At 71.2% G+C, this 25,147-nt stretch carries 21 protein-coding genes and 1 pseudogene; 11 read left to right on the forward strand and 11 right to left on the reverse strand.

The annotated features are described in order from the left end of the window. Nucleotides 1-29 precede the first annotated feature (29 nt). From GKE56_RS01005 to GKE56_RS01015, 3 genes are all read left to right on the forward strand, one after another. Entirely contained in the window at nt 30-704 is a 675-nt protein-coding gene (locus tag GKE56_RS01005; RefSeq protein WP_154685538.1) for a response regulator transcription factor, read from the forward strand. Further along, a complete protein-coding gene (locus GKE56_RS01010) occupies nt 701-1,897 on the forward strand; it encodes a winged helix-turn-helix domain-containing protein (RefSeq protein WP_154682978.1) in 1,197 nt (398 codons plus the stop codon). Before GKE56_RS01005 ends, GKE56_RS01010 begins: the two co-directional genes overlap by 4 nt. A gap of 86 nt (nt 1,898-1,983) precedes the next feature. Beyond that, a complete protein-coding gene (locus GKE56_RS01015; protein WP_154682979.1) occupies nt 1,984-3,342 on the forward strand; it encodes an MFS transporter in 1,359 nt (452 codons plus the stop codon). A 22-nt stretch (nt 3,343-3,364) separates the two neighbouring features. On the opposite strand, the gene GKE56_RS01020 is transcribed toward GKE56_RS01015, so the two are convergent. Then, nucleotides 3,365-5,170 (reverse strand): hypothetical protein, encoded by a 1,806-nt coding sequence (locus GKE56_RS01020; protein ID WP_154682980.1) that lies wholly within the window; start codon nt 5,168-5,170, stop codon nt 3,365-3,367. Nucleotides 5,171-5,403: 233 nt separating this feature from the next. Between GKE56_RS01020 and GKE56_RS01025 the strand changes: the two genes are divergently transcribed. Together GKE56_RS01025 and secA are read left to right on the forward strand one after the other, a co-directional pair. Next, on the forward strand, nt 5,404-5,688 hold the full coding sequence (locus tag GKE56_RS01025) for a GNAT family N-acetyltransferase (RefSeq protein ID WP_154682981.1): 285 nt from the start codon (nt 5,404-5,406) through the stop codon (nt 5,686-5,688). 115 nt (nt 5,689-5,803) lie between these two features. Beyond that, nucleotides 5,804-8,759, forward strand: a pseudogene (secA, locus tag GKE56_RS01030) (preprotein translocase subunit SecA). A gap of 59 nt (nt 8,760-8,818) precedes the next feature. Here secA and GKE56_RS01035 read toward each other — a convergent pair. Further along, complete coding sequence (locus GKE56_RS01035) at nt 8,819-9,364, reverse strand: Rv3235 family protein (protein WP_230209089.1); 546 nt, start codon at nt 9,362-9,364, stop codon at nt 8,819-8,821. Then, nucleotides 9,361-10,176 (reverse strand): LysM peptidoglycan-binding domain-containing protein, encoded by an 816-nt coding sequence (locus GKE56_RS01040; protein WP_154682982.1) that lies wholly within the window; start codon nt 10,174-10,176, stop codon nt 9,361-9,363. Before GKE56_RS01040 ends, GKE56_RS01035 begins: the two co-directional genes overlap by 4 nt. Nucleotides 10,177-10,300: 124 nt before the next feature. Between GKE56_RS01040 and GKE56_RS01045 the strand changes: the two genes are divergently transcribed. Next, nucleotides 10,301-10,849 (forward strand): hypothetical protein, encoded by a 549-nt coding sequence (locus tag GKE56_RS01045; protein ID WP_230209090.1) that lies wholly within the window; start codon nt 10,301-10,303, stop codon nt 10,847-10,849. Between the two features lie 42 nt (nt 10,850-10,891). Here GKE56_RS01045 and GKE56_RS01050 read toward each other — a convergent pair whose 3' ends face one another. Beyond that, nucleotides 10,892-11,116 (reverse strand): helix-turn-helix domain-containing protein, encoded by a 225-nt coding sequence (locus GKE56_RS01050; protein ID WP_154682984.1) that lies wholly within the window; start codon nt 11,114-11,116, stop codon nt 10,892-10,894. 355 nt (nt 11,117-11,471) lie between these two features. Here GKE56_RS01050 and GKE56_RS17060 point away from each other — a divergent pair, with 355 nt between their 5' ends. Continuing rightward, complete coding sequence (locus tag GKE56_RS17060; protein ID WP_230209091.1) at nt 11,472-12,146, forward strand: hypothetical protein; 675 nt, start codon at nt 11,472-11,474, stop codon at nt 12,144-12,146. Then, the gene (locus GKE56_RS01055; RefSeq protein ID WP_230209092.1) at nt 12,143-13,534 is read left to right on the forward strand and encodes a hypothetical protein; all 1,392 of its coding nucleotides are present in this window, start codon (nt 12,143-12,145) and stop codon (nt 13,532-13,534) included. Before GKE56_RS17060 ends, GKE56_RS01055 begins: the two co-directional genes overlap by 4 nt. Here GKE56_RS01055 and GKE56_RS01060 read toward each other — a convergent pair. After that, nucleotides 13,524-14,882, reverse strand: a complete 1,359-nt coding sequence (locus tag GKE56_RS01060; protein WP_304650423.1) for a hypothetical protein — start codon at nt 14,880-14,882, stop codon at nt 13,524-13,526. The two genes, GKE56_RS01055 and GKE56_RS01060, sit on opposite strands and share 11 nt — an antisense overlap. A 49-nt stretch (nt 14,883-14,931) precedes the next feature. Between GKE56_RS01060 and GKE56_RS01065 the strand changes: the two genes are divergently transcribed. From GKE56_RS01065 to GKE56_RS01075, 3 genes are read left to right on the forward strand one after another with little or no spacing between them, the layout of a single operon-like run. Beyond that, nucleotides 14,932-16,356: a wax ester/triacylglycerol synthase family O-acyltransferase gene (locus tag GKE56_RS01065; RefSeq protein WP_154682985.1), complete on the forward strand. Its 1,425-nt coding sequence runs from the start codon at nt 14,932-14,934 to the stop codon at nt 16,354-16,356. Next, nucleotides 16,353-17,354, forward strand: a complete 1,002-nt coding sequence (locus tag GKE56_RS01070) for a patatin-like phospholipase family protein (RefSeq protein ID WP_154682986.1) — start codon at nt 16,353-16,355, stop codon at nt 17,352-17,354. Before GKE56_RS01065 ends, GKE56_RS01070 begins: the two co-directional genes overlap by 4 nt. After that, nucleotides 17,351-17,764, forward strand: coding sequence for a hypothetical protein (locus GKE56_RS01075; protein ID WP_154682987.1), 414 nt, complete (start codon nt 17,351-17,353; stop codon nt 17,762-17,764). The genes GKE56_RS01070 and GKE56_RS01075 overlap by 4 nt, the downstream gene beginning before the upstream one ends. Nucleotides 17,765-17,774: 10 nt before the next feature. Here the strand turns inward: GKE56_RS01075 and GKE56_RS01080 are convergent, their stop codons facing one another. The 6 genes from GKE56_RS01080 to GKE56_RS01105 form a co-directional block, all read right to left on the reverse strand. Continuing rightward, nucleotides 17,775-18,164: a hypothetical protein gene (locus GKE56_RS01080; protein WP_154682988.1), complete on the reverse strand. Its 390-nt coding sequence runs from the start codon at nt 18,162-18,164 to the stop codon at nt 17,775-17,777. Nucleotides 18,165-18,169: 5 nt separating this feature from the next. After that, nucleotides 18,170-19,102 carry a RimK family alpha-L-glutamate ligase gene (locus GKE56_RS01085; protein WP_154682989.1) on the reverse strand — a complete coding sequence of 311 codons (933 nt, stop codon included), beginning with the start codon at nt 19,100-19,102 and terminating at the stop codon, nt 18,170-18,172. Continuing rightward, a complete protein-coding gene (locus tag GKE56_RS01090) occupies nt 19,099-19,806 on the reverse strand; it encodes a hypothetical protein (RefSeq protein ID WP_154682990.1) in 708 nt (235 codons plus the stop codon). Before GKE56_RS01090 ends, GKE56_RS01085 begins: the two co-directional genes overlap by 4 nt. 1 nt (nt 19,807) lies before the next feature. After that, nucleotides 19,808-21,697, reverse strand: coding sequence for a M6 family metalloprotease domain-containing protein (locus tag GKE56_RS01095; protein ID WP_230209093.1), 1,890 nt, complete (start codon nt 21,695-21,697; stop codon nt 19,808-19,810). A 219-nt stretch (nt 21,698-21,916) separates the two neighbouring features. Beyond that, entirely contained in the window at nt 21,917-23,215 is a 1,299-nt protein-coding gene (locus tag GKE56_RS01100) for a DUF4157 domain-containing protein (RefSeq protein ID WP_154682991.1), read from the reverse strand. A 158-nt stretch (nt 23,216-23,373) separates the two neighbouring features. Then, the gene (locus GKE56_RS01105; RefSeq protein WP_154682992.1) at nt 23,374-25,074 is read right to left on the reverse strand and encodes a hypothetical protein; all 1,701 of its coding nucleotides are present in this window, start codon (nt 25,072-25,074) and stop codon (nt 23,374-23,376) included. Nucleotides 25,075-25,147: the final 73 nt, after the last annotated feature.

Below are 25,147 nucleotides of genomic sequence, written 5' to 3' on the forward strand. Positions count from 1 at the left end.
TGGACCACGACGGCGCACCCCGCGACGGGATGCTGACCGAACCGATCCGCGTCGTGATCGCCGACGACCACGTGCTCTACCGCCGCGGCCTACAGATGGTGGTGTCCCAGGAGGACGACATCGAGATCGTGGGCGAGGCCGGCGACGGCAAGGAAGCGGTCGACCGCACGGTCGAGCTGCTGCCCGACGTGGTCCTGATGGATGTCCGCATGCCCCTGACGTCGGGCATCGAGGCGTGCCAGACGATCAAGGCCGTCGTGCCGTCGACCAAGATCATCATGCTCACCATGTCCGACGAGGAGTCCGACCTCTACGAGGCGGTCAAGGCCGGCGCCAACGGCTACCTCCTCAAGGACGTGCCGGGCGAGGAGATCGCCGCCGGGGTGCGTGCGGTGCACCACGGCGACTCGCTGATCTCGCCGTCGATGGCGTCCAAGCTGCTCGCCGAGTTCGCGCAGATGAGCAAGCGCCAGGGTGACCGTCCCACCGCCGTCGGCGCCCCACGCCTGACCGACCGCGAGCTCGAGGTGTTGCGGCTCGTCGCGCGCGGCATGGCCAACAAGGAGATCGCGCACGACCTGTTCATCTCCGAGAACACCGTGAAGAACCACGTCCGCAACATCCTGGAGAAGCTCCAGCTGCACTCGCGCATGGAGGCGGCCATGTATGCCGTCCGCGAGAACCTCCTCGAACCGGGCGAATGAGCCTAACCGCTCCGGTGCGCCTCACGCGTGCCCAGGCGTGTCGGATCGGCTTGGCGGCGCAGGGTTTCGGCGTTCCGCGACCTGAGCCGTGGCAGGCGTCGGTGCGTCAGGTCCAGCGCGTCATCGACCAGGTGCAGGTCGTCCAGATCGACAGCGTCAACGTCGTGGCTCGCAGTCACTACCTGCCCTTCTTCTCCCGGCTCGGCCCCTATGACCGCGCCCTGGTCGACCGCGCCCGTGACCGGGCGCCACGTCGCCTCGTCGAGTACTGGGCCCACGAGGCGAGCCTCATCCCCCCGACCACGTGGCCGCTGCTCGACTTCCGAATGCGACGCGCCCGCGACGAGGCCTGGGGTGGGATGCGCCGGGTCGCCCACGAGCACCCCGAGCTGGTCGCCGCGGTGCTCGCCGAGGTCGCGGGTCGGGGCCCACTGACCTCCCGTCAGGTGGAGTCCGCTCTCGAGCACGACCTGCCTCGACAGCGCGACGAGTGGGGCTGGAACTGGTCCCTGGTCAAGAACGCCCTCGAGCACCTGTTCTGGGCGGGACAGATCAGCTCGGCGGGGCGCACGAGCCAGTTCGAGCGACGGTATGCCGCGCTCGAACGGGTGCTGCCGCGCGCGGTTGCCGAGGGTGTCCTGCAACCTGACGCCAGGCTGGACGATGAGGTGGCCTTCGAGCGCTTGCTGATGATCGCCGCGCGGGCTCACGGCGTGGGAACCGAGCAGTGCCTGCGCGACTACTTTCGACTGCGTCCCCATCAGGCTCGTCCGGCGCTCGAGGCCCTGGTCGCGCGCGGGGAGCTCGTCCCGGCCGTCATCGAGGGGTGGCGCCGACCGGCATACCTGCATCCAGAGGCGCGGCGGCCGCGCGCGGTGCACGCGCAGGCCCTGCTCAGCCCCTTCGACTCGCTCATCTGGCAGCGGGAGCGGACGGCGGCGTTGTTCGCGATGGACTTCCGACTCGAGTTCTACGTCCCGGCGCCGCAGCGGGTGTACGGCTACTACGTCATGCCCTTCCTCTTCGGGCAGGACCTGGTGGCCCGCTGCGACCTCAAGGCAGACCGGGCCGCAGGGGTCTTGCGCGTCCACGCGGTGCACTGGGAGCCGGACGCGCCACCGCAGGCCAAGGCGGCGCTCGAGCAGGAGCTGGGTCTGCTGGCCGACTGGCTCGGCCTCGCCGGCGGCGCCTGAGCGGCGGAAGGCGGAAGGCGGAAAACCTCGGCAGGTTGTCCGGAAAGCGCTGTCTCCGCCGGGTGTATGGCAGATAGGTTGCGGCAGTGACGATTTCTGCCGCTCGCACTCCCGCGTCGACCCGGCCCCGGCGGGCGCGCATCCACCGGGCCTGGTGGGTGGTCGCCGTCGTCCTGGCAGCAGGCGTCGCGGCGGCGGGGTTCCGGTCCTCCACCGGTGCCCTGCTTGAGCCGCTCGAGGCCGAGTTCGGGTGGTCCCGCGCGACCACCTCCGGCGCGGTGACCGCCAACCTGGTGATCTACGGGCTCACGGCGCCGTTCGCAGCGGCGCTGATGGACCGGTTCGGCATCAGGCGGGTCGTCGCGGCGGCCCTGCTGCTCGTGGCCCTCGGCTCGGGGCTCACCACCGTGATGACGGCGCCCTGGCAGCTGTGGCTGCTGTGGGGGATCGCGGTCGGGGTGGGCACCGGGGCCATGGCCCTCGTGCTCGGGGCCATCGTCGCCAACCGCTGGTTCGTCGAGTCGCGCCGCGGGCTGGTCACCGGCGTGTTCTCCGCAGCAGGCGCGGCTGGCCAGCTCGTCTTCCTCCCCGGCATCGCCGCGCTCGCCACCGGTCCCGGGTGGCGCTACGCCGCGCTGGTCGTCACCGGTGCGGCGGTCCTCCTCGTGCCCCTCGTCCTGCTCGTCGTGCGCGACTGGCCGTCCGACCTGGGGCTGCGGCCCGTCGGGGACGACGGCCCAGAGTCCGACCAGGCGCAGACGGTCGAGCCCCCGCCTGCGGGTCAGCCCGGCCCCGCCCGGGTCGCGGTGCAGACGCTGCGGGAATCGGTGCGCTCGCGGACGTTCTGGATCCTGTTCGGCACCTTCTGGGTGTGCGGGTGGTCCACCAACGGGCTCATCGGCACCCACTTCATCCCCGCCGCGCACGACCACGGCATGCCCGAGACCACGGCCGCGGGGTTGCTCGCGCTGGTCGGCGTGTTCGACCTGGTCGGCACCATCGCCTCGGGATGGCTCACGGACCGGGTCGACCCCCGGTTCCTGCTCTGCGGGTACTACGGCCTGCGCGGGCTGTCGCTGTTGTTCGTTCCGGCATTGCTCGGACCGGACATCGCGCCCAACCTCTTCGTGTTCATCGTGTTCTACGGCCTGGACTGGGTGGCGACCGTGCCGCCGACGATCGCCCTGTGCCGGCGGCACTTCGGCGTGCAGCGCTCCGGGGTCGTGTTCGGCTGGGTGTTCGCCTCGCACATGGTGGGTGCCGGGGTGGCCGCCTCGTATGCCGGCTGGGTCCGGACCACGACCGGCGACTACTTCACGGCGTGGCTCACGGCCGGAGGCATGTGCCTGTTCGCGGCCATGGCCTGCCTCGCGATCTCGCGGACTCCTGAGCGCGGCTCGTGGCACGCCGCGGGCGAGGAGTCCGAAGTCGCCAGCGTGGCCTGAGCGGGCACCGTCAACGGCCAGCTCACGCAGGTGGCATGAGGTGGATGACGCTCACACCCCGCAGGTGGGCGTCCTGGATCTGGGTCGCGAGGGGGCAGCCCTCCCGCGCGAACACCTCGACAGACCGCTGCGGCTGCTGCGCCAGGTAGTCGCGCAGGCCCGCGAGGGTCTCGCCCTCGACGCCCAACCGTTCCACCAGGACGTCCCGCGCCGGGCTCCACGAGTGCAGGATCGTGCCCAGCCACCGGGTCGTGTAGTCGCTCGCCGGCTTGGAGCAGGTCCCGAGGACCACCATGTCGACGGTGGGCGGCGCTCCGTCGGGGTAGCGCGCCAGGGCGGCAGCGATCGGTTCGGTCTCGAGCACATTCCGATCGGGCTGCGGCCAGGACGTGACCACCGCAGAGACGCCGAACGGGAGCCAGGCGAGGGTGGCCACCAGGGCCACTGCTGCGAGGCAGACGACCCGCGGGAGGCCGCCGGACCACTCGGTGAGCAGGTCGACGACCAGGTCGCCCACACAGATGATCGCGATCAGGACCAAGGCGTAGACGGACTTGATCAGGTAGTACCCGCCGACCCCTGCGCCGGTGACCAGCTGGACACCTAGGACCGCGAGCGGCATGGCCAGCGCCCCGACCATGGCCGCGGTCAGCACCGAGGCGACAGGGTCGCGGGGCGCCCTCAGGTAGTGCACCGACAGGGCTATGGCCGCCAAGGTCGCCAATCCGAGCCACGACGTGATGGGCACGGGCATCACCGCGGTTGACTGGCTCGAGAGCCAGTCGGCGTTCGAGTAGAACTGCCTGGGCCCGTACACGGGGTATGCCGCCACGGCGGCGAGGAGGGCGGTCAGTCCCCAAGCCCACCACGAGATCCGGCGCAGGTGACGCAGTGCGACCCAGGCCAGGGCCACCGCCAGTGGGCCCGCGGCGAGCGGCCAGGCGTTGAGCGCCACAGCGAGCGCCCCGGCTGCGGTCACTACCGCGCCGGACACGCCAAGGCCCCGGCGCACCTGGGCCAGACACAGGAGCCCCGCCACCAGGGCCGCGTTGGCCAGTGACTGGGCCTGGAAGCCGCGGTTCGCGACCACCGGAACGATCCCGACGAACAGCATGAGGAAGACCGCGGTCCCCGACACCAGCATCGCGGCCCGCGACAGCCGTCGAGCGGTCCAGGCGAGCTCCCTCAGCAGCAACAACCCGGCAGCGACGCAGGCCACCATCTGGAGCGAGTAGATCGCCTCCGCGCCGGCGATCGACTGGGCCGTGGTCGGTGCCGCCAGACCGCCTCGGACGATCCAGGGCAGGTACTCGGCGAGAAAGGACCCGGCCGGGCGATAGGACGTTGGGCCGTACAGGCCGGGGATGCTCTCGAAGCGGAAGGTGTACCCGTGGGCCTCACCCATGGCGATCGAGTAGCGGACGTGGGCCGCGTTGTCGTAGCCGAACACGAGCCGGTTGATCCGGGCCTCGGTCGAACCGAACAGCTTCGGTGCCGTGGCCACCACGGTGAGCGCCACCGCGAGCATGATCGGGCGGTCGCCCACTCGGGTTCCCCAGCCGGGCCGACCCCAACGACGCGCCAACGGCGCCATCACGAGCAGTCCGGCGCCCGCCAGCCACGAGGGGGGAAGGGGGACCCCCAGTGCGTCACAGGCGGTGGCTGCACTCACCCAGAATGCGCACAGGGTGGTCGCGCCGAGCACCGTCCGGACCAGCCAGCCGGACGCCAGTGGGTAGAGGCTCGCGCAGCACGCCAGCGAGAGGAGTGCTGCCAGCTGCCCCCAGCCCACCGCACAGAGGAGGACGGACCCGCCGACGACGGCCACCCACAGGAGGGGGAGCCTGCACCATCCGCACCGGTTCGGGGTACGCCGGTAGCGGTGCGTGGGCGCCCTCTCTCACGAGAGCGTCGAGTTCCGACACTGCTGGGGTCCTGCCTGTTGGATGGACGGTCGTCTCGACTATGCCGAGGGATCGGGAGATTGACGCGCCCGCGCGGGCAAACGTGTCCAAACGGACGAGTCGCCGCGGTCTTGACGGCTGTGTTTGGGTGGGTGTCATGGCAGACATCTCGGTCATCAACAGCCCCGCGAGGCATCGCTACGAGGCGAGGATCGACGGGGTGCTCGCGGGCGTGGCGCTCTACCGCGAGGAGCGCGACGCCGTCGTCTTCACCCACACCGAGGTGATGCCGGCCTTCGAGGGGCACGGCGTGGGCGGCGTCCTCGCGCGCGGCGCGCTCGACGACGTGCGGCACCGTGGGCGTCGCGTCGTGGCGCTGTGCCCGTTCATCGCGGCGTGGATCGCCAAGCATCCGCGCTACCAGGACCTGCTCGTCGCGTGAGCCCACGCCACGGCATACCGACCGGCGCGTCCCCGGCCGGAGACGGACTCGACTAACCTAGGACGGGCCGCAGCCACAGGGGTGTCGGCGGCCGCGAACTTTCAGGAGATGCTGCGTGTCCAAGATCGTCGAGAAGCTGCTGCGTGCCGGTGAGGGGCGCATCCTCAAGAAGCTCCAGGGCATCGCCGCCCAGGTGAACGCCATCGAGGAGGACTTCGAGAAGCTCACCGACGCCGAGCTGCGCGCCGAGACCGACGTCTTCCGCAAGCGCCTGGCCGACGGCGAGACGCTCGACGACCTCCTGCCCGAGGCGTTCGCCGCCGTCCGAGAGGCCAGCAAGCGCACCCTGGGCAAGCGCCACTTCGACGTCCAGATCATGGGTGGCGCGGCGCTGCACCTGGGCAACGTCTCCGAGATGAAGACCGGTGAGGGCAAGACCCTCGTCGCGACCCTGCCGTCCTACCTCAATGCGCTCGAGGGCAAGGGCGTCCACGTCGTCACGGTCAACGACTACCTCGCCGAGTACCAGTCCGAGCTGATGGGACGCGTACACCGGCTCCTCGGGCTCGAGACCGGGGTCATCCTCGCGTCGATGACGCCCGAGCAGCGCCGCGTCGAGTACGCCAAGGACATCACCTACGGCACCAACAACGAGTTCGGCTTCGACTACCTGCGCGACAACATGGCGTGGTCGATGGAGGAGCTCGTCCAGCGTGGCCACAACTTCGCCATCGTCGACGAGGTGGACTCGATCCTCATCGACGAGGCGCGCACCCCGCTGATCATCAGCGGTCCGGCCGACGCGGCGACAAAGTGGTACACCGAGTTCGCCCGCATCGCCCAGCGACTCACCCGCGGCGAGCTGGAGTCGGGCGAGGGGGACTACGAGGTCGACGAGAAGAAGAAGACCGTCGGCGTCCTCGAGGCCGGCATCGCCAAGGTCGAGGACTACCTCGGCATCGAGAACCTCTACGAGTCCGTCAACACCCCCCCTCATCGGCTACCTCAACAACGCGATCAAGGCCAAAGAGCTCTTCAAGCGCGACAAGGACTACGTCAACCTCAACGGCGAGATCCTCATCGTCGACGAGCACACCGGCCGCATGCTGGCAGGGCGCCGTTACAACGAGGGCATGCACCAGGCCATCGAGGCGAAGGAGGGCGTCGACATCCAGAACGAGAACCAGACGCTCGCCACGATCACCCTGCAGAACTACTTCCGCATGTACGGCAAGCTCTCGGGCATGACGGGCACCGCCCAGACCGAGGCGGCCGAGCTCTGGTCGATCTACAAGCTCGGAGTGGTGCCCATCCCCACGAACCGGCCGATGATCCGCAAGGACCAGCCGGACCTCGTCTACCGCACCGAAGAGGCGAAGTATGCCGCCGTGGTCGACGACCTCGTCGAGCGTCACGCCGTGGGCCAGCCGGTGCTCGTCGGCACCGTGTCGGTGGAGAAGAGCGAGTACCTCTCCGACCAGCTCCGTCGACGTGGGGTACCCCACGAGGTGCTGAACGCCAAGCAGCACGAGCGCGAGGCCGCGATCGTCGCCCAGGCGGGCCGTAAGGGAGCCGTCACCGTGGCCACCAACATGGCCGGGCGAGGCACCGACATCATGCTCGGCGGCAACCCCGAGTTCATGGCGGTAGCCACCTTGAAGCAGCGCGGGCTCGACCCCGAGGAGACGCCCGAGGAGTACGAGGCCGCGTGGGACGCCGCGCTCGCCAAGGCCGAGGAAGCGGTCGAGGCCGAGCACGACGAGGTCACCTCGCTCGGCGGCCTCTACGTCCTGGGCACCGAGCGCCACGAGTCCCGGCGCATCGACAACCAGCTCCGCGGCCGTTCCGGACGCCAGGGCGACCCGGGCGAGTCCCGGTTCTACCTCTCGCTGCAGGACGACCTCATGCGCCTGTTCAACGCCGCCATGGTCGACCGGTTCATGACCACCGCCAAGATGGACGACGACGTCCCGATCGAGTCCAAGATGGTCAGCCGCTCCATCCAGAGCGCCCAGGGCCAGGTCGAGGGCCGCAACTTCGAGATCCGCAAGAACGTCCTCAAGTACGACGACGTCCTGAACCGGCAGCGCCAGGTCATCTACGACGAGCGTCGTCGGGTCCTCGAGGGCGAGGACCTCCACGAGCAGATCCGCCACTTCATCAACGACGTGGTCGGCGGGTACGTCGACGCCGAGACCTCCGAGGGCTTCCCCGAGGACTGGGACCTCGACCGGCTGTGGACCGCGCTCAAGACGCTCTACCCCGTCTCGGTCACGCCGGCCGAGGTCGAGGCTGCGGCCGAGGGCGGTCTGACCGCGGACATCCTGCGCGAACTGATCACCTCGGACGCCCACCACGCCTATGACGCCCGTGAAGCCGAGCTCGGCGAAGAGGTCATGCGCGAGGTCGAGCGCCGCGTCGTGCTCTCGGTCCTCGACCGCAAGTGGCGTGAGCACCTCTACGAGATGGACTACCTCCAGGAGGGCATCGGGCTGCGCGCCATGGCCCAGCGCGACCCCTTGGTGGAGTACCAGCGTGAGGGCTTCCAGCTCTTCGAGGCCATGAACGAGTCGATCAAGGAAGAGTCGGTCGGCTACCTGTTCAACGTCCAGGTCGACATCGACCAGCCGGCAGAGGCGGCCCCCGGGGTGCAACCGATCGGCGTCTCGGACATGCTCGCCGGCTCAGCCGTGGCCAGCGCCCAGACGGCGGTTGCCGGCGCCCGCGACGGCCAGGCCACTCCTGACGACCACGCGCACGACCACGCGCATGACCACGCGCACGACCACGCGCATGACCACGCGCATGACCACCCGCACGCGCCGGCTGGACCCAGCACCGACGTCGCCGAAGCCCACCCCACGTTCCGGGCCAAGGGGCTCGAGCAGCCGCAGCGTCGTCCGCAGCAGCTGTCGTACTCGGCCCCGAACGAGACCGGTGAGGTCGAGCAGCGCAGCGTCGGCACGCTCTCCGGCGCGCTGACCCCGGAGCAGCTCGAGGGCGTGACCCGGAACAGCCCGTGCCCGTGCGGATCGGGCAAGAAGTTCAAGATGTGTCACGGCAAGTCCTGAGAAGCACCTAGCCAACGGACCTAGCCGGCTGACCTAGCCGACTGACCTAGCCGACTGACCTAGCCGACTTGGAGCGCCTCCACGCGCCACCGGCCGTCCAACCCCACGAGCCGGATGGCCAGGGCGCGGATGCGTGGGCCGTCGACGACCACCGCGCACGCCTCGGCGACCCCGTCTGCGGGCTCGCAGACCCGGACGCTGCGCACGGTCGCCCTGCGGGTGGGGGGCAGGCCGCGCCTGATCGACACCGAGGCGCGCCGGGCGACCACGGCATACACCTCCGGGGTGGTCCACCGGAGCAGCTGTGGCGCCGGACGGGCGCCGGCCATCACCTCGACGAGCCCCTGGGCGATGTGCGCGGCCCAGGGCCGAGGGTCCGGCAGGTCGTCGCGACGGGTCGGCCGCTCGCCGAAGAGCTCCTCGTCGCTCGGTCCGCTGAAGTCGACGGCCAGCGCGTCCTGGACGTAGGCGGTCGGGGTCGGTGTCGTGGGCTCCCACACGTCCGTCTCGACGATGACCGCTGGACGGTGCCGTGGTGCCGGGACGATGCGCAGTGGGGTCAGGGACGGGACCGGGGGTTCGGGGGCTGCTGCGGGCAGGCTCACCGGTGACCTCCGAAGCGGTCACCTGCGGCACGCTCGGAAGCGGGCCCCTGGTGGGACGGGCGCGGCGGGCGCAGGACCTGCCCGGGCACCAGGAGGTCGGGATCGGCGCCGATGACGGCGCGGTTGGTGGCGTGCCAGTCGGGCCATGCCTGCGCGACCTCGGCGTCGCTCGCCTGGGCGCCCAGGTGGCGACGGACGATGTCCCACAGGGTGTCGCCGCGATGAACGACCACGTCCGTGCCGGCCGACGGCGGGGGCGTGGCGGCGAGCAGCGCGGGGCTGGCCTGGGGCCGGACCCGAGGGCGGGTGGGCGTCCAGCCGGGTGGTGCCACCTCGTCCGCCGGAGGGGTCGTCCGCAGCGCTGACCGAGTCGTGGCGAAGCCCGGGGGAGGGAGCGGCGCCGAGGACTCGATGCTGGTCGTGGCAGACGGAGTACCTCCCGGTGACGGCCCCCCGGCCGCGAGGGCGGCGGGAGCGACCGTGCCCACCGCGGCCGCGCCGAGCAGTGCCGCGGCGATCCGGCGCGACGCCCTCGGTGCGCACCCGGCGGCCAGACGGTCCCCCAGTCGCCCGCACCGACCAGGCAGGTGGGCGACGACAGCGGCGCCGGTGCCGAGGACGAACCACCCCTCGAGGAGCAGGGCTGCCAGCGCGGCGACGAGGACCACGGCCTCCTCCAGACTTGCCGGGCCCGGAGCGCGGACCAGCGCCCACTGGTGGGCGACACGGCCCACGAGCCACCACGCCGTCCCCACGAGACCGAGCCCGGCCCCCGCCGCGACAAGCCGAACCTGCGTCTGTGAATGGTCCACCGCGCCCCCCAGCGTGTGTTTAGCTGTATTTCCTTCTGTTTGACGATATCAACGTGGATTTGAACCTGGCAAGTGGCGAGCGACTACCCTGCGGCCAGGAGGGGGAGCGATGCGGTGGGAACAGTTGTTCAGCGACCTGGAGTCGCAGTGGGATGCCGAGCTGCGCCGGTCGTTCGACGCGGAGGTGGCCGATCGCACCCGGCGCGAGCGCGCCACCGTCGGGCTCGGCGAACGGCTCGCGGCGGTCCGCCAGCAGATACTGCGGGTGAGCCTGTCCACCGGCGAGGTCGTCGAGGGACGCGTCGCGGATGTCGGTGCGGGCTGGCTGCTGCTGCGGACCACGACCACCGGACCGGGGCCGGGCGCCGCGCTCGTGCCGTTCGTCGCCGTCACCGCCGTCGTCGGCCTGGGTCGGCACGCGACATCCCTTGGTGTGGGGCGCAGGTTCGGCTTCGGTTATGCCTTGCGTGGGCTGAGTCGTGACCGCGCCGTCGTCTCGCTCACCGATCGATCCGGCGCGGTGTGCACCGGAACGATCGACGTGGTGGGCGCGGACGTCCTCGAGCTGAGCGAGCACCCGGCCGACGTGCCGCGGCGGCCGGAGAACCTCACCGGCAGCCGCCTAGTGCCGTTCGCGTCGGTCGTGGTGGTGCGGCAGGCGGCCAGTGCGTGACGGCGGACCGAAGCCCGCCGCCTGCCGAGCGGTCGGTTCGGGCTACTCCGCGCCCTGGCCGAACGGGTGGGCGGCCACGAACGTCTTGGTCTCGCTGTACATCCGCTGGATGTAGTTCTCGAGCTCGGCAACCTCGACACGCCACTGGCCCCGACCGCCGACCTTGATCGCGGGGAGCTCGCCGGACCGCACCAGGGCGTAGGCCTGGGCGGATGAGATGTCGAGCACTTCGGACACCTCGGACAGCTGAATGAAGCGCTTTGTCACTGGAGTTCCCCTGCCTTCACGAATGTCTCGACTCAAATGGTCTTGACTCTGACCTTAACTGTTCTTGACCAACTGTTTACCATGATCGTCAGTCTGCGTGGGGTCAGTGGCGGCATTCTGTCATCCCCAACCGTTCGGCTGAGTTGGCGTGCCGTACGTGTGGATGAGGTGGTCCCTGTGGATTGGGCAAGCAGGGGACGCGGTGAATGCGCCATGATGTGCACGCCATCTGTCTACGTCATCTGTGTTCGTCATCTATTTGCGTCATGTGTCTGCGGCATGGCTGCCATGGCTTGGCCCGGGGGGATCCGGCGCGACCGGTCAGCGCAGCAGGCTTGTCACGAAGGGGGCCCTCGTGTCGGAACTGCCCACACCCACAGCGATCAGGCTGCAGCGGCCCCGGTGGCGCGACGGGCGCCTGGTGATCGGTGTCGTGCTCGTGCTCGCGTCCGTGGTCCTCGGGTCAGTCGTCGTCAGCAGCGCCGACGACCGCGTCCCCAGCTACGCCGCCCGCGCGGCGCTGGTCCCCGGTCAGCGGATCAGCGAAGCCGACCTCGTGCGCGTCGACGTGCAGCTGGGCGATGCGTCCGGGGTCTACCTGTCGGCACGCCGGGCGCTCGGCCCCGATCGCTTCGTGCTCCGGCCGGTCCAGGGCGGAGAGCTCGTGCCCGTCGCCGCGATCGGCGGCCGCGAGTCGGTCACGGTGCAGCCGCTCACCCTCGTCGTCGATGCCGGGTCCGCGGCAGCCCTGCAGGTCGGTTCGCAGGTCGACGTCTACGCCGACATCCCTACGGGCGGTGGCGCCTCGGGTGGCCCGACCTTTGCCGGTCCCGAGCTCGTCCTCCAGCGGGTCAGCGTGTCGAGCCTTCCGCAGGGTTCCGGTGGCCTGGGTGGCGGCTCCAGTACCGGCCAACCGGTGCAGGTCATGGCACCCACCGACCGGGTCAAGGACCTCATCGGCCGAATCGACCAGGGGGCCCGGGTGACCGTCGTGCCCGTGGCCGGCACGATCCTCAAGGTCGACCGGTGACCCGCACGCTGCTCACGGCCATCGGTGGTCCGGCCGAGTCCCAGCTGGTGGCCGCGCTCGAGGCCGCGGCGGGGTATGCCGTGGCTCGCCGCTGCGCAGACCTCGCCGAGCTGCTCGCCGCTGCCGCTGCCGGGCTGGGTGAGGTCGCGTTGGTGTCGGCGGACCTGCGTGGGCTGGACCGCTCGGCGCTGAGCGAGCTGGCGGCTCACGGGGTGCAGGTCGCCGGGGTCGTTGCCCCGGGTGACGAGGTGGGTGAGCGGCGCCTTCGTCAGCTCGGGCTGGGCGTCGTGCTGTCCAGCGCCCTCGACCCACACGGGCTCGACGAGGCTCTCGACAAGGCGCTCGAGCATGTTCAGGACCACGCTCTCGACCACGGCGTGGACCACGCTCTCGACCACGGCGTGGACCGCGCTCCGGATCATCCGCGGGACCACGCCCCGCCCGACACGCTCGGCCAGCCCGTGGCCAGCCACGCCACCGACGACCACGCGGCCGAGCTGCCCTCCGCGCCAGGCGGCCCGGGCGGCACGGGGGCGGATGCGAAGGCCCGCGGGCGCGTCATCGCCGTCTGGGGTCCGACCGGAGCGCCGGGTCGCAGCATGCTGGCGCTCAACCTGGCCGCCGAGCTGGCGCTCGCTGCCCCGACGCTCCTGGTCGACTGTGACACGCACGGGTCGTCGCTCTCCCAGGCTCTGGGCCTGCTTGACGAGGCGCCGGGCATGGCCGCGGCCGCCCGCGCAGCCGACCAGGGCACCCTCGACCTGCTCGCGCTGGCGCGCGTGGCGCCCGAGGTGACGCCCGGGCTCCGGGTGCTCACCGGCATACCGCGGGCCGAGCGCTGGACCGAGCTGCGGGCTGCCGCGGTCGGCCACGTCCTCGACCTCGCTCGTGACCTGGCCAGCTGCGTCGTCGTGGACTGTGGGTTCTCCATCGAGGACGACGAGGAGCTGTCCTACGACACGCTCGCGCCGCGCCGGAACGCCGCGACCCTCTCGGCCCTGGCGGCCGCCGATGACCTGCTGGTCGTCGGCAGCGCCGACCCGGTGGGGTTGCAACGGCTGGTCCGGGCGGTGCAGGACCTACGCGCGGTGCCCGCTCCGGCTCCACGGGTGGTGGTGAACCGGGTGCGGGCGTCGTCGGTCGGCTCGCACCCCGAGCGTCGGATCGGCGAGGCGCTCGAACGCTTCGCCGGCATGGACGACCTCACCTACCTGCCCTGGGACCAGGCTGCCCTCGACGGCGCGATGCTGGCCGGACGGTCGCTGGTCGAGTTCGCGCCCCAGTCCGCCCTACGTCGGGCCATCGCCGACCTCGCGACGACCTTCGTCGACTCGCGGCTCGACCAGCGTCGGTCGCGCGGCACCCGTCGCGCGCGGGTCAGGAGCTGAACAACAGGGTCAGACCCGCCACCGTGTAGAACACCATCAGGGCCAGCAGGGGCACCTGACCGAGCACGGCAGCCCTGCGCGGAAACAGCGAGATCGCGCGTTCGTGGGCCAGGACCACGCCGAGCACGTGCCCGGTGATGATGGCCACGACCTGGATCCCGGCCACCAGACTCGGGGCGATCAGCGCCGGCGAGGGGCTCAGCGCGGCGGTTCCGAGCCAGTTGGCCCCGACCTGCAGCGGGTCGGACATCTTGGCGAGCCCGTGGGTGCCCTCCCAGACCCACAGCGACCAGTAGTGCGCGACGAGGTATCCCGCCGCGATGGGGATGAGCGACGGAGCGAACGCGGTGGCCACCCCCCGTGGAGAGATCCCGGCCAGGCGTGCGGAGACGAGCGCGGCGAGGCCCAACGAGCCCGCCACGACCAGGCACATGGCCACCAGGCCAGCAGTCTGGAGCAGCCGGGCGGGGACCGCGGAGGACTGGACGAAGGTGTACCACCGGGCCTCGCCCGAGAACCCGTCGTATGCCGTGCTCCCGAGCATCACGGACGTCACGGCCAGCAGGCCGGGGTGCACCCTGACCTGCAGCGGGCCGTGCATGGGCGTGCGCAGCACCCATCGCCCGTCGGCGCGTCGACCCAGCGGGCTGAGCGAGCCGTAGAGCGTGGACCAGGCCGTGAACGGGTCGCCCGCCCGCAGGTACGCCGGCCCGAACGTCAGGCTCAGGACCAGGCTGACGAGCAGGTAGCCCAGGATCGCGATGCGCAGGGTCGGGAGCGTGGCGTTGTCGGGCGCGATCAGCTCGAGCCACACGAAGGCGAGCAGGCCGAGCGCCGCCGGCCAGTACCCGAGGCGGTACTCCTCGACGAGGGCGAAGTCGTCCTCGATGCGGCCCAGGGCGAGCAGCCCGCGGCGGATCCAGCGGACCGGGTTCACCAGCCGCCAGATTCCGCCCACGACGAAGGACAGGAACGCGAGCCCGACCCAGAGCCACACGTAGACCACGATCGGCACCGGGTTGTTCGCGTTGTCCTGCCCAGCCAGCAGCGCCAGCAGCGTCCATCCGGTGACCGCCAGGCTGAGGGCGACGAACACCGCACGGACCGGGCCGGAGTCCAGCGCCAGCGCGAGGGCCATGGGCAGGAGGCGACCGTCCGTCGGGCGCAGGCGCGGCTCACGCCACAGGGCTCCGAGCGCGACGAAGGAGACCAGCAGCGCCGCCGCGGCCCCCACCAGCACGAATCCGAACGGGAGCGGCAGGTCCTCGCGCGAGCCCACCCCATGGGCTGGCAGGGCGGTGAGGAAGTCTCTCGCGACGGCATACGGCATTGGCGCTTGCAGCGTCATCTTCGTCACGAATCGCAGTCTAAAGTGCGTGTTCTGCCACGATGTGGGGGTGCCTGACCGCCTGAACTCCCTCGACGCGTCGTTCCTCTACCTCGAGGAGACGACGACCCCGATGCATGTCGGGTCGGTCATGGTGTTCGACGCGCCGAGCGATGGTTTCGACTACGACCGGCTGGTGCAGCTCATCTCGACGCGGATCGCGTTCGTGCCGCGGTACCGCCAGCGGATCCGGCAGATCCCGGGCCGACTGGCCAACCCGGTGTGGGTCGATGACGAGCACTTCGACATGACCTACCACGTCCGACGCTCGGCGCTTCCCCGGCCGGGCACCGACGAGCAGCTGCAGGAGTTCGTCGCGCGCATCCAGCCACGGGCCCTGGACCGCAACCGCCCGCTGTGGGAGATCTACCTCGTCGAGGGCCTCGCAGAGGGCCGCTTCGCCATCGTCAGCAAGTCCCACCAGGCCCTCGTCGACGGGATCAACGCCGTCGACATCGCCCACGTCATCGTCGACGGTGACCCCGCGGTCGAGGGCCTCATCCCCGACTCCTGGCGACCGTCGCGGGAGCCCAGTGACGTCGAGCTGCTCACGGGGGCGCTTGTCGATGCGATCCGCCGGCCCAGCGAGATCGCCGAGAACATCCGCGGCGGCATCATCGACGTCAAGGCCGTGGGGTCGCGCGCCCTCACGGCGGCTGGCGACGTCGCCTCGACCCTGGCCAGGACCGCTGCAAGGCCCGCGCCGCACTCGCCGCTCAACGCCACGGTGGGCGAGGCCCGCCGCTACGTCATGATCGGCACGGACCTCGAGGACTACCGCAAGGTCCGCAGCCGCCTGGCCCGAGGCAACTACGCCGACGACGTGACCATCAACGACGTCGTGCTCGCCACCATCTCGGGGGCGTTCCGCACGTGGCTGCTGACCCGCGGCGAGTCGGTCCACTCCGGCACCACGGTGCGCGCCATGGTGCCGGTGAGTGTCTACGACGAGGACGCCCGCCACGTCGGCAGCCGGCTCACTGCCTGCTTCGTCAACCTGCCCGTGGGTGAGCCGGGACCGTCGATGAGGCTGCACCAGATCGCGTTCGCCATGCGCCAGCAGATGGAGGGCGGCCAGGCAGTGGGCGCGGAGTCGCTCGCGGGACTCGCCGGGTTCGCGCCACCGACGTTGCACTCGCTCGGCGCGCGGTTGGGTTCGGCGATGTCGCGGCGGCTGTTCAACGTCGTCATCACCAACGTGCCCGGTCCCCAGCACACCCTGTATGCCGGTGACGCCCAGATGCTCTCGACCTACCCCGTGATGCCGCTCGCGAAGGGCCAGGCGCTGGCGATCGGCCTCACCTCCTACGACGGCGGGGTCTACTACGGACTCAACGCCGACCGCGACTCGATGCCCGACATCGACGTGCTCGGCCAGAGCATCGTCGACTCGCTGGCCGAGCTCCTCGAGAGCCACCGGTCGAAGTCGCGATGACGGCCGCCCGCCCAGCAGGCCGGCCACGGCGGGGACTCGTCCTCGGTGGTGGTGGCGTGCTGGGTGCCGCCTGGATGGTGGGGGCGCTCAAGGCGTTGGAGGAGGAGCTGGGGCTCGATGCCCGCGACTTCGACGGCTTTGTCGGGACGTCGGCGGGGTCGGTGCTGGCTGGCCTGCTCGGGGCCGGCGTGTCGGTCGACGACCTGTTGCGTCACCAGCTCGAGGGAGCGCTCGACCTGGGGCCGCTCGCGGGGTTCGCGTGGGACTACGAGAGGGACACCGGTGGCGACCGCCCGGGCCTGCCACGACCCGGGCTCGGGTCCCGAGAGCTGTTGCGGCGCAACGCCCGCAACCTGCGGCACCTGCCGCCGACCGCCGTCCTCTCGGCCATCCTGCCCGAGGGCCGCGGGAGCATCGACGCCGTGGGCGGCCTCGTGCGACACGTCGTGCCGTCGGGGTGGGTCGACCGCGAGGGAGTGTGCGTGGTGGCCCTCGACTACGACAGCGGTGAGCGGGTGGCCTTCGGGCGGCCGGCGTCGCCGGAGGTCGACCTCGCCGATGCGGTGATGGCCTCGTGTGCCATCCCGGGCTGGTACCAGCCGGTCCGGATCGGGGAACACCGCTACATCGACGGTGGGGCGTGGTCCTCCACCAACCTCGACCTCATGGTGGGCGAGCACCTCGACGAGGTCTACGTCCTGGCCCCGCAGGTCAGCTTCGTCCGCGACGCTCCGAAGCACTGGCGCACCCGGGTCGAGCGCCAGTGGCGCAACCGCGTGACGCTTCGAGTGCTGCGCGAGCTGCACCGGGTGCACGACGATGGTGCCGAGGTCACCGTGCTCGGGCCCGGCGAGGAGGACCTCGAGGCGTTCGGGTCGAACCTCATGGACGTGACGCGTCGACCGCTCGTCATCGAGACCTCCCTGCGCACGTCCGCCGTCTCCCTGCACAACCCTGCTCCACTGCCCGACCGGTCCGACTTCGAGGATGTGGGATGACCCAGACCAGGATCTACGTGCCCCTGACCGCCGCCGGAGTGCGACGACTGGCCGCCGACCGCCAGATCGGCAGCGGCAGCCTGCGGGCCTTCGCCGTGACCGGGCGAGTGGAGCGGGCAGACCCGACCGGCGACGAGGAGGAGTGGGAGTATGCCGCCCTGACCGAGTCGGTCGAGGCGGCCACGGCCGCGCGTGGCTCGCAGGAGCGGCGCGTCATCGCCGCCGCCGACGTGGACCCGACCTGGGTGCAGGAGCAGGGTGACACGCCGGCATCGGTGCAGATCTCGTCACCGGTGCCGCTGTCGAGAGTCGTGTCGTTCCACGTGGACGAGTCGCCGGGCGACGAGGGGATGGACGACCTGCTCTGGTACGACGCGACCGAGCTCGAGGAAGTCCTGCGCCTGCTCTGACCGGTGCTGGTCAGGTGGCGCCGGATCCAGGGGCCGTCTCGGGTGGTGTCACCGCGGGTGGCGTCAGCGACGGACGGCCGAGGCCGGCACCCTCGGGCACGGCGATGACGGTCTCGGGGCCAGCCAGTCGCACGCGCCCGGTGAACTGCCAGCCGGTGAGGTCGCCCGCGGGTAGCTCGTCGCGGTTGACCGCGACGGACAGTTCTCCGCCAACGGTCTCGCGCAGGAGGTTGGGATCGGCCTCGGTGGTGACCGCGGCACCGACGTCGTCCGCGGCACTGACGTCGTCCGCGGCACTGACCTTGAGCCGGACCACATCCCACCGGTCGACGGTCTCGTGCCGGTGCCTGTCGATCACCCGGCCGGTGAGGATCGTCTGGTTCTCGATGGGACTGACCACGCACATCACCTCCGCTGGCCGGTCACGTCCGCGACCGGCTCGGTCTTGCCGGCGAGCAGGCGCACGAGCGCCTCGCTGATCGGCTGGCCGGTGTTCGACTCGAAGTAACTGTAGCCGGGCATCGGGTTGACCTCGAAGCACACCATGTCCCCTGACGGCGTCTCGCGCAGGTCGATCCCGACGAAGGGCAACGACAGCGACGCCGCAAGGTCGACGCACCGCTGCGCCACGTCGTCGCTCAGGGTGGTCGCGGTGAGGTCCGCATCGAGGCCCTCCCGCGCGGCATACCGGTAGTCGGTGGCGGCGCACTCGATCCGCGTGGCGAACACCTCGCCGCCCACGACGTGCACCCGCACGTCGACGCCCTCGACGAACGCCTGGAACTGGGTCGGCAGCGTCCGGACGCGCTCGAGTCGGCCGAGGTACCCCGCGTCGAGGCGCTGCACGATCGAGCGCACGCCGCTGATCGACTTGAAGACCACCCCGCCGACGCGGTCCGCGAACTCGACCACCTCGTCGGGGTCGGTGGTGACCAACGACTCGGGGACGGCGAACCCGGCGGCGGCGATGAGCTGGGCCTGGAACGGCTTGCTCGAGTTGGAGTGCATGGTGCGGGGCCGGTTCACCACCCGCGCGTCGGCCGTGTCGAGCCACGACACCACGGCGTCGGCGATGGCGGACTCGCGCTGGTGGGCCACCGGGTCGTGAGCGACGGGCGCGAGCGGCCGGGCGTATGCCGCGTCGAAGTCGGCGAGGGGTACGCGCGCCCACGGCACCCGCAGCTGTCCGGCGACGGCGCCGCCCCACTCGACCACCGAGAAGTCGCAGCCGTCCAACGCCTGCTGGTCCAGGACGAGGTGCTCGGCCTCGAGTCGCTCGGCAGCCCGAACCGCCCGCGACAGCGCCGGGTCGTCGCCGTAGCCGAAGAAGAGGATCACGCGCCCACCCCCACGAGCATGGCTCCGGCGGCCCGGATCCGCGCATCGTCATGCAGGAGTGGGACGGTCGACACGTCGCTCACCCGGTCGCCCGCGTCGAGCCCGACCTCGAGGACCCGGCACGATCCGGCTGCGGCGAGCCGCGTGCACGCCCGGGCCTCGGCGGGGTCCCCGGCACCCACGACCTCGTCGCCCGCTACGAGCACCGTCCGGACGGTGCTCGCGTTGGCGCCGGCGACAGGCAGCAGGCAGTCTGCCGCGACCTGCCGCCAACGGGCCGGGGACCAGCCGGGTCCGGTCGGGCTGACGCCCTCACAGGCGTTGACGGCGCGCGGGCCGAGCGAGGACAGCCAGCTGACGAGGAGCGCGGTGAGCTCCGCGTGGGCGTAGGCCACGTCGCCGGCGTCGGCCGTGCGGAGTCCGGGCGGCACGAGCCACTGCTGCGAGCGGAACCACACGGCGGCGAGGGTGTCGTCGGTCAGCACTCGCGGATCGGGTCCCGCCAGGCGCACCGACGTGCGGGCGACCCCGGCGGCGTCCACGCGGTGGCTCCACCCGGCACAGGCCAGCTCGTCGCCCGACACGACCACGACGTCGCGGGCGGCCTGCCCCGCCGCCCGCGGGTGACGGGCGGCTGCTCGCGCGGCCGCCCGTCCGCCGACGTCGCCGGGATCGGCGACGACGAGGAGCACTCGCTTCGTCACGTCATCCCGGCTGGGTGTCGAACTCGCGCTTGGCTGCGGCATCGCCGCCGGCCATCCGCTGCTCCAGGGCGGGTGAGTACGGCTGGCCGCCGCTCGCACCCATGAGGTCCGGACGCAGCGTGGAGTCGATGAACATCTCCGCAGGCTGGTCGGATCCGGACCCGGACCCAGGGTCCGTTGGGGCGCCGAACACGGCCAGCTCGAGCGCACTCAGCCGATCCTCGACCGAGGCGCCGCCCGCTGCGGCGAGCCCTCCGCCGCCACCCTGCCGCCATCCGCCACCGCCGCGCTTCCAGTTGTCGGGCGGCCAGCCCTCGAAGCCGCCCTCCTTGAGCTCCTTGGCGACCTCCTTGAAGTCCTTGATCGCCTCCTTGAGGAAGTTCTTGTCCGGGTGCACGTCCTTGAGGAGGTGCTTGTCCGGGTGGAGGTCCTTGGCGAACTCCTTGTGCTCCTTGTGGAGGTCCTTGAGGTCCTTGAAGTGCTCCTTGCCGTCCTTGAGCACCGACTTGCAGGTGACTGTGACGTCGACGGTCATGGTCGCGCCCGAGCCCGGGATCGACTTGACCGACACACAGGTGTCCGCGCCGGCATACGACTTGGTGTTCGGCGTGGTCGAAGTCGTGACCGACGTCTTGGCCGCCGTGCCCGGGAACGGGTCGCCGGCGTCGCCACGGTTGTGGTTCAGCTCGAGGTCTCGGTTGCCGTCCGCCTGGAGCAGGCCGACCTTGTAGTGGGTCTCGTCGGTGTTGCCCGGCTGGGCCTCGTCGATGTGCCAGAGCAGCAGCCCGTCGCCCGGCAGGGCCTGGTCGGAGCCGATCTTCTGGCGGTTCTCCAGGAGGAAGTACTCCGACCCGCTGCCGCCGTTCTTCCAGAGCCGGAAGAGTGAGTGGCTGGTCTCGACCGCCTGCACGGTGATGGGTCCGTTGGCCGTGACGTTGGTGACTCCGGCCCAGCCCTGGTTGGCCTTGCACCACGCACTGGGGTGGGACGGGATGTCGCCGCCGCCGTTCCAGCTGCCGCCCGACATCAGGCACCAGTTGCCGATGCCCTCCGAGGAGTAGTCGGTGTCGTACAGGTCGGGGAACCCGAAGAGCAGGTGACCGAGCTCGTGGGCGGACACCCCGATCTTCGCGTCCTCGGGAATGGTGAGGTAGCCGTAGATCTTCGTCCCGTCCGTGTTGAATGCGGTGGCGAGGGTGGACTTGTGGGACCAGATGTCGCCGAGGCTGCCGGTGACCTCCGCACCTTGGCCCGCGTGCACGACGATGAACGCGTCGACGTACCCGTTGCCGTCGTTGTCATAGGGCGCGAAGTTCACGTCCGCCGTCGAGGCCGTCGCAGCATCCAGCGCCAGCTGCGGGGTGCGGAAGGCCGTGCCGTTCTTGCCGATGCCCGAACCGTTGTTGGCGTACCAGGCCAGGGTCTGCGGCATCCGGTACGGCCCCACGACCACCCCGTCGAGGGTGACCAGGCCGTTGGTCACCTCGGTGTAGTACTCGCGGACGCTGCCGTGGGGCAGGACGCCCGTCGAGAAGAACAGCTGCTCGAAGTGGGCTTGGGTGGCTGCCATCGCCTTGTCCGAGAAGTCGACCAGGACCACCGCCACCCGGACCGTCCCCCGCAGTGGCGCCCGGTCGGCCGCGGCGTTGCGGATCGTCGCCGCGGGCGTGCCGGCCGGGAAGGCCTCCGGCGGGATGATGACACCGTCGTTGAACCCCAGTCTGCGTGGTTCGCGAGCGAGGCCGAGCTCGGCGGCACCGTCGGCCCGCTTGCGCTTGGCGGCGGCCGCGAGCTCCTTGTCCCACCGTTCCTTGAGCTCGGGGCTCGGTGCGATCGCACAGGTGCCGCGCAGCTGGTCAGCCGTCCATGACGGTGAGTCGAAGTCGTCCACGGGTTCCTCCTCGGGGTGGTCAACCGCACGTGTTCCCGCGGCCCCTCCGCGGGATGCGGGCCTGTACGCGAGGATCCACCGTGGAAACGGGACGTGGATCAACCAAATGGATGAGGTCACGCGCAACTGTTCGATTCACTGCTGTCCGGCCCGTCAAGGCCATCAAATGGCCTCTGACCTGCGGAAACGCAGAGTGGCCCAACCAGCCGGGGTGGCCGGTCACGGTACGCCGGCGCCCACGCCGGCTCCGACGGCGCCGGCTCCGGCGGGGCCTGCTGCGGCACCAGCGGCAGCGGCGGCGGCCGCAGCGGCTGCCGCTGCCGCGGCCCGCTCGCGCTCGAGCAGGGCCAGGTAGTCCTCGGCCGAGATGACCGCGTGGGTGTCGTGCAGGACGACCTCGAACGAGACGGCCTGGATGCCCGAGGTGGCAGCCGTGTGGCCCTCGGTGATCTTGACCCGGATGGTGTCCCCGCGGGTGCTCCGGAACACGCGGGCCTGCAGGTCGATGGCCCGGATCCCGGGATCGCCGAAGAAGTCGCGCAGCAGGGCGAGCTCGGCGCGCAGGCCGGCGGCGTGCGCCCGTTGGAACTCCTGGTCGAAGCCGGGCCGGGTGTCGAGGCCGCCTGGCTGGCCGCCCGGGATGCCCATCCGGTGGGCGTAGTTCGGCGTGGCCCGGCGCTCGGTGATGAAGTGGACGAGCACGTCCTGCATGCCAAGGTCGCTGCTGGCGAGGAGGTCGTCGATGTCGACGTACCCGGACTGCCACGCGTCCTCGAACACCCCGCCCTCGGCGACGAAGGTCCGTGCGCCCGTCACGGGGTCGATGTTGAACGAGCCGAGCAGCCCGTGCCGGTTGGTCAGCCGCAGCGGGATGTCGGCTCCGTCGTCGATGAAGGCGATCATCTGCCGGTCGAACTCGCTGCACAGCTCCAGCGGCAGGATCCGGGTGTACTCGAGGTACTGGACCCGCCCGTCCACGCGCAGGGTGAACAGCAGGCCGGGGGAGACGGCGTTGAGCCGGTCGAGGAGCTCGGGCACCCGCGCGAACCCCGACTGCTCCCCGCGACCCACGTCCTGCAGCCGGACCCGCGCCTGGCCGGTGACCGGCGCGGCGGACAGCACGGGGACCGGCTGGCCGGCGAGCGCAGCCTGCGCGGCGGCATCCGCCTGGTGCTCGTATGCCGCGCGGTCGGCGAGCGGTGGGCCGCCGGTCCCGCCGCGCTGCTGGACGACGTGGGCCAGCTCGTGGGCGATGAGCTCGCGGCCCCACCCGGACCCGGGCTGGTAGGCCGTCTCCCCGAAGGCGATCACGTCGCCCGTGGTCACGGCATCGACACCGCCCAGGGTGAGCGCGGAGGCGACGGCGGTGGGCGCGACCCCGACGTCGTCGAAGTCGGCGCCGAACCGTGGCGCGAGCTCCTCGCGCAGGCCGCTCGGCAGCCGCTCCTGGCGCGGCGCCACGGCGGGGAGTGGTTCGGCGTGGGCGTGCTGCTCGTGCTGGGCGATGGAGAAGGTCATCGCGATCCCCCGCAGGCAGGAGGCGCCGGACGAGCCGGCGCCTGACCTGTCATCAACCAGCCATACGAGGATTCGAACCCCTCAGCCAACAGTCTCCTGCGGCTGCCGCGACCGCGCGGTTGAAGTATGCCTGAACCACTCATGCTAGATCCCCCTCCTCAGGGAAGGCAACGGTCGTGCTGGAACGTGGCCGGTACGTCGAGCGCGACGGACCCGTCCCGGTTGAGGACGTCGCTGAGGTACTGCAGTGCCCGGCCCTTGCTCGGCCCCGGGCCGGTGTCCCGGATGACGACGCCGACCCGGAACGGCCCGCTCAGGTCCAGACCACGGATCTCGATAAAGCTGCCGAGAACCCCCCAGACCCGAACGGCATCGACGGGCGTGCCGTCCTGGTTACCGGTGCGCGCGAGGCGGGCGTGGTTGTCGGTCATGGTCAGGCTCGCGACGTTGCCGACGTAGTAGGCGTGGCGCTGCCGGGTCCAGAAGAACGGCACGATGAGCCCGACCGTGTTGCCGGCCAGGGTCGCCTGGCCGACGGAGAGCCCGACCTTGCCACGCGCCTGGAGTCCCACGTGCACTCCCTCGATGGCGCCCTCGACGAGGTTGCCGTCGATCCGGACGAGTGCTGCGCGCGAGCCGCCGACGACGATCCCCTGAGCCATCGACCGCGCGTTGCGGAGGGCGGCCGCGAGGAAGTTCGCGCTCGCCGTCCCGATCGCCGCCTGGTGCGGTTCGGTGGCGCTGGCCGCGACGTATCGCGCCACGGCGACGGCCGCGGACCGCTCGCCGGCCAGCCTGGTGACGGTGACGTTCTTGGCGAAGTCCGTGATGACGCGCCGGATCTGGCTCGCCCCCGTGATCGACGCGGTGACCCCGTTGGCGAGGCGCACCGACTTGGGTCGTCCGGGCGTCCCGCCGGCGTCTCCGGGTCCTGGTGGGCCCCCCGGGCCAGCGGGCGCCGCAGCCGCTTCCGTGTCTGCGGCGGGTGCCTGTGGCGGAGGTGGCGGTGGCGGTGGGGGTGGCGGGGGTGGTGGGGGTGGCGGGGTGGCTGCATCGAGGAGCAGGTGGCTCGCGACGAACCTCCCGAGCTGTCGTGCCACGAACCGGTTGGGTGGGCGCTCGACGGCCACCGCGGCGAGCTGCACGGTGTTGTCGCTGACCCTCGTTGACGACGCCGAGGCCACCAGGATCCCCACCTGCTGGTCGCCGACCTCGAGCCGGTTGTCGCAGATCTCGACGCGGCGGGGGTCGCCGGTCTTCGGGTCCGACGCGACGTAGATCGCCGACTGGCTCTTGCCCGCGCTGTCGGGCACGTACACCTCGACGTCATGCACGCGGATGTCGCCGCCGCCCAGGAACGACAGGCCACCCATGAGCCCGGGGTCGCCGGGGGGCGACGCGATCCCTTTGGGCGTGGCCGCCTCGACCCGCAGATGGGTCACCTCGATGTCGACGCAGCCCGTAGCCACGAGCGCGGCCTCGCTGTTCGTGGCCGCGAGCACCGTGGCCGGGCCGACGCCGGTGATGACCACGCGCGGCGTGCCCGCGAGCCGCAGCGGCAGCGCGAGCGGGAACCGGCCCGCGGCGAGGCAGAGCTCGCCCCCGGTCGCGGGGAGCAGGTCGAGCTTGGCCTGCAGGTCGTCGCCCGGGAACGCTGTCACGGTGCACGTGCAGTCGTTCTCGAGCTCGGTGAGCGGGGGGAAGGTGGGTCGGCAGTCCGTGAGCACGACACCCTTGGTGAGGTCGACTACGGCGAGGGAGGCAAAGGCGTGCCGTATGCCGTCCGGCGGTGCGGCGGTGAGCGTCTCGACGGCATCCGCAGCACTTCCACGGACCCGCACGCCCCACCAGTCGCCCACCTCGTAGCTGCCGGCGCCGGCCGTGAAGGCGATGCCGGTGTCGTTGCCCGCGAGGGTGAGCGTGACCGGGGCG

The organism is Nostocoides sp. HKS02 (genome assembly GCF_009707485.1).
GTDB lineage: Bacteria > Actinomycetota > Actinomycetes > Actinomycetales > Dermatophilaceae > Pedococcus.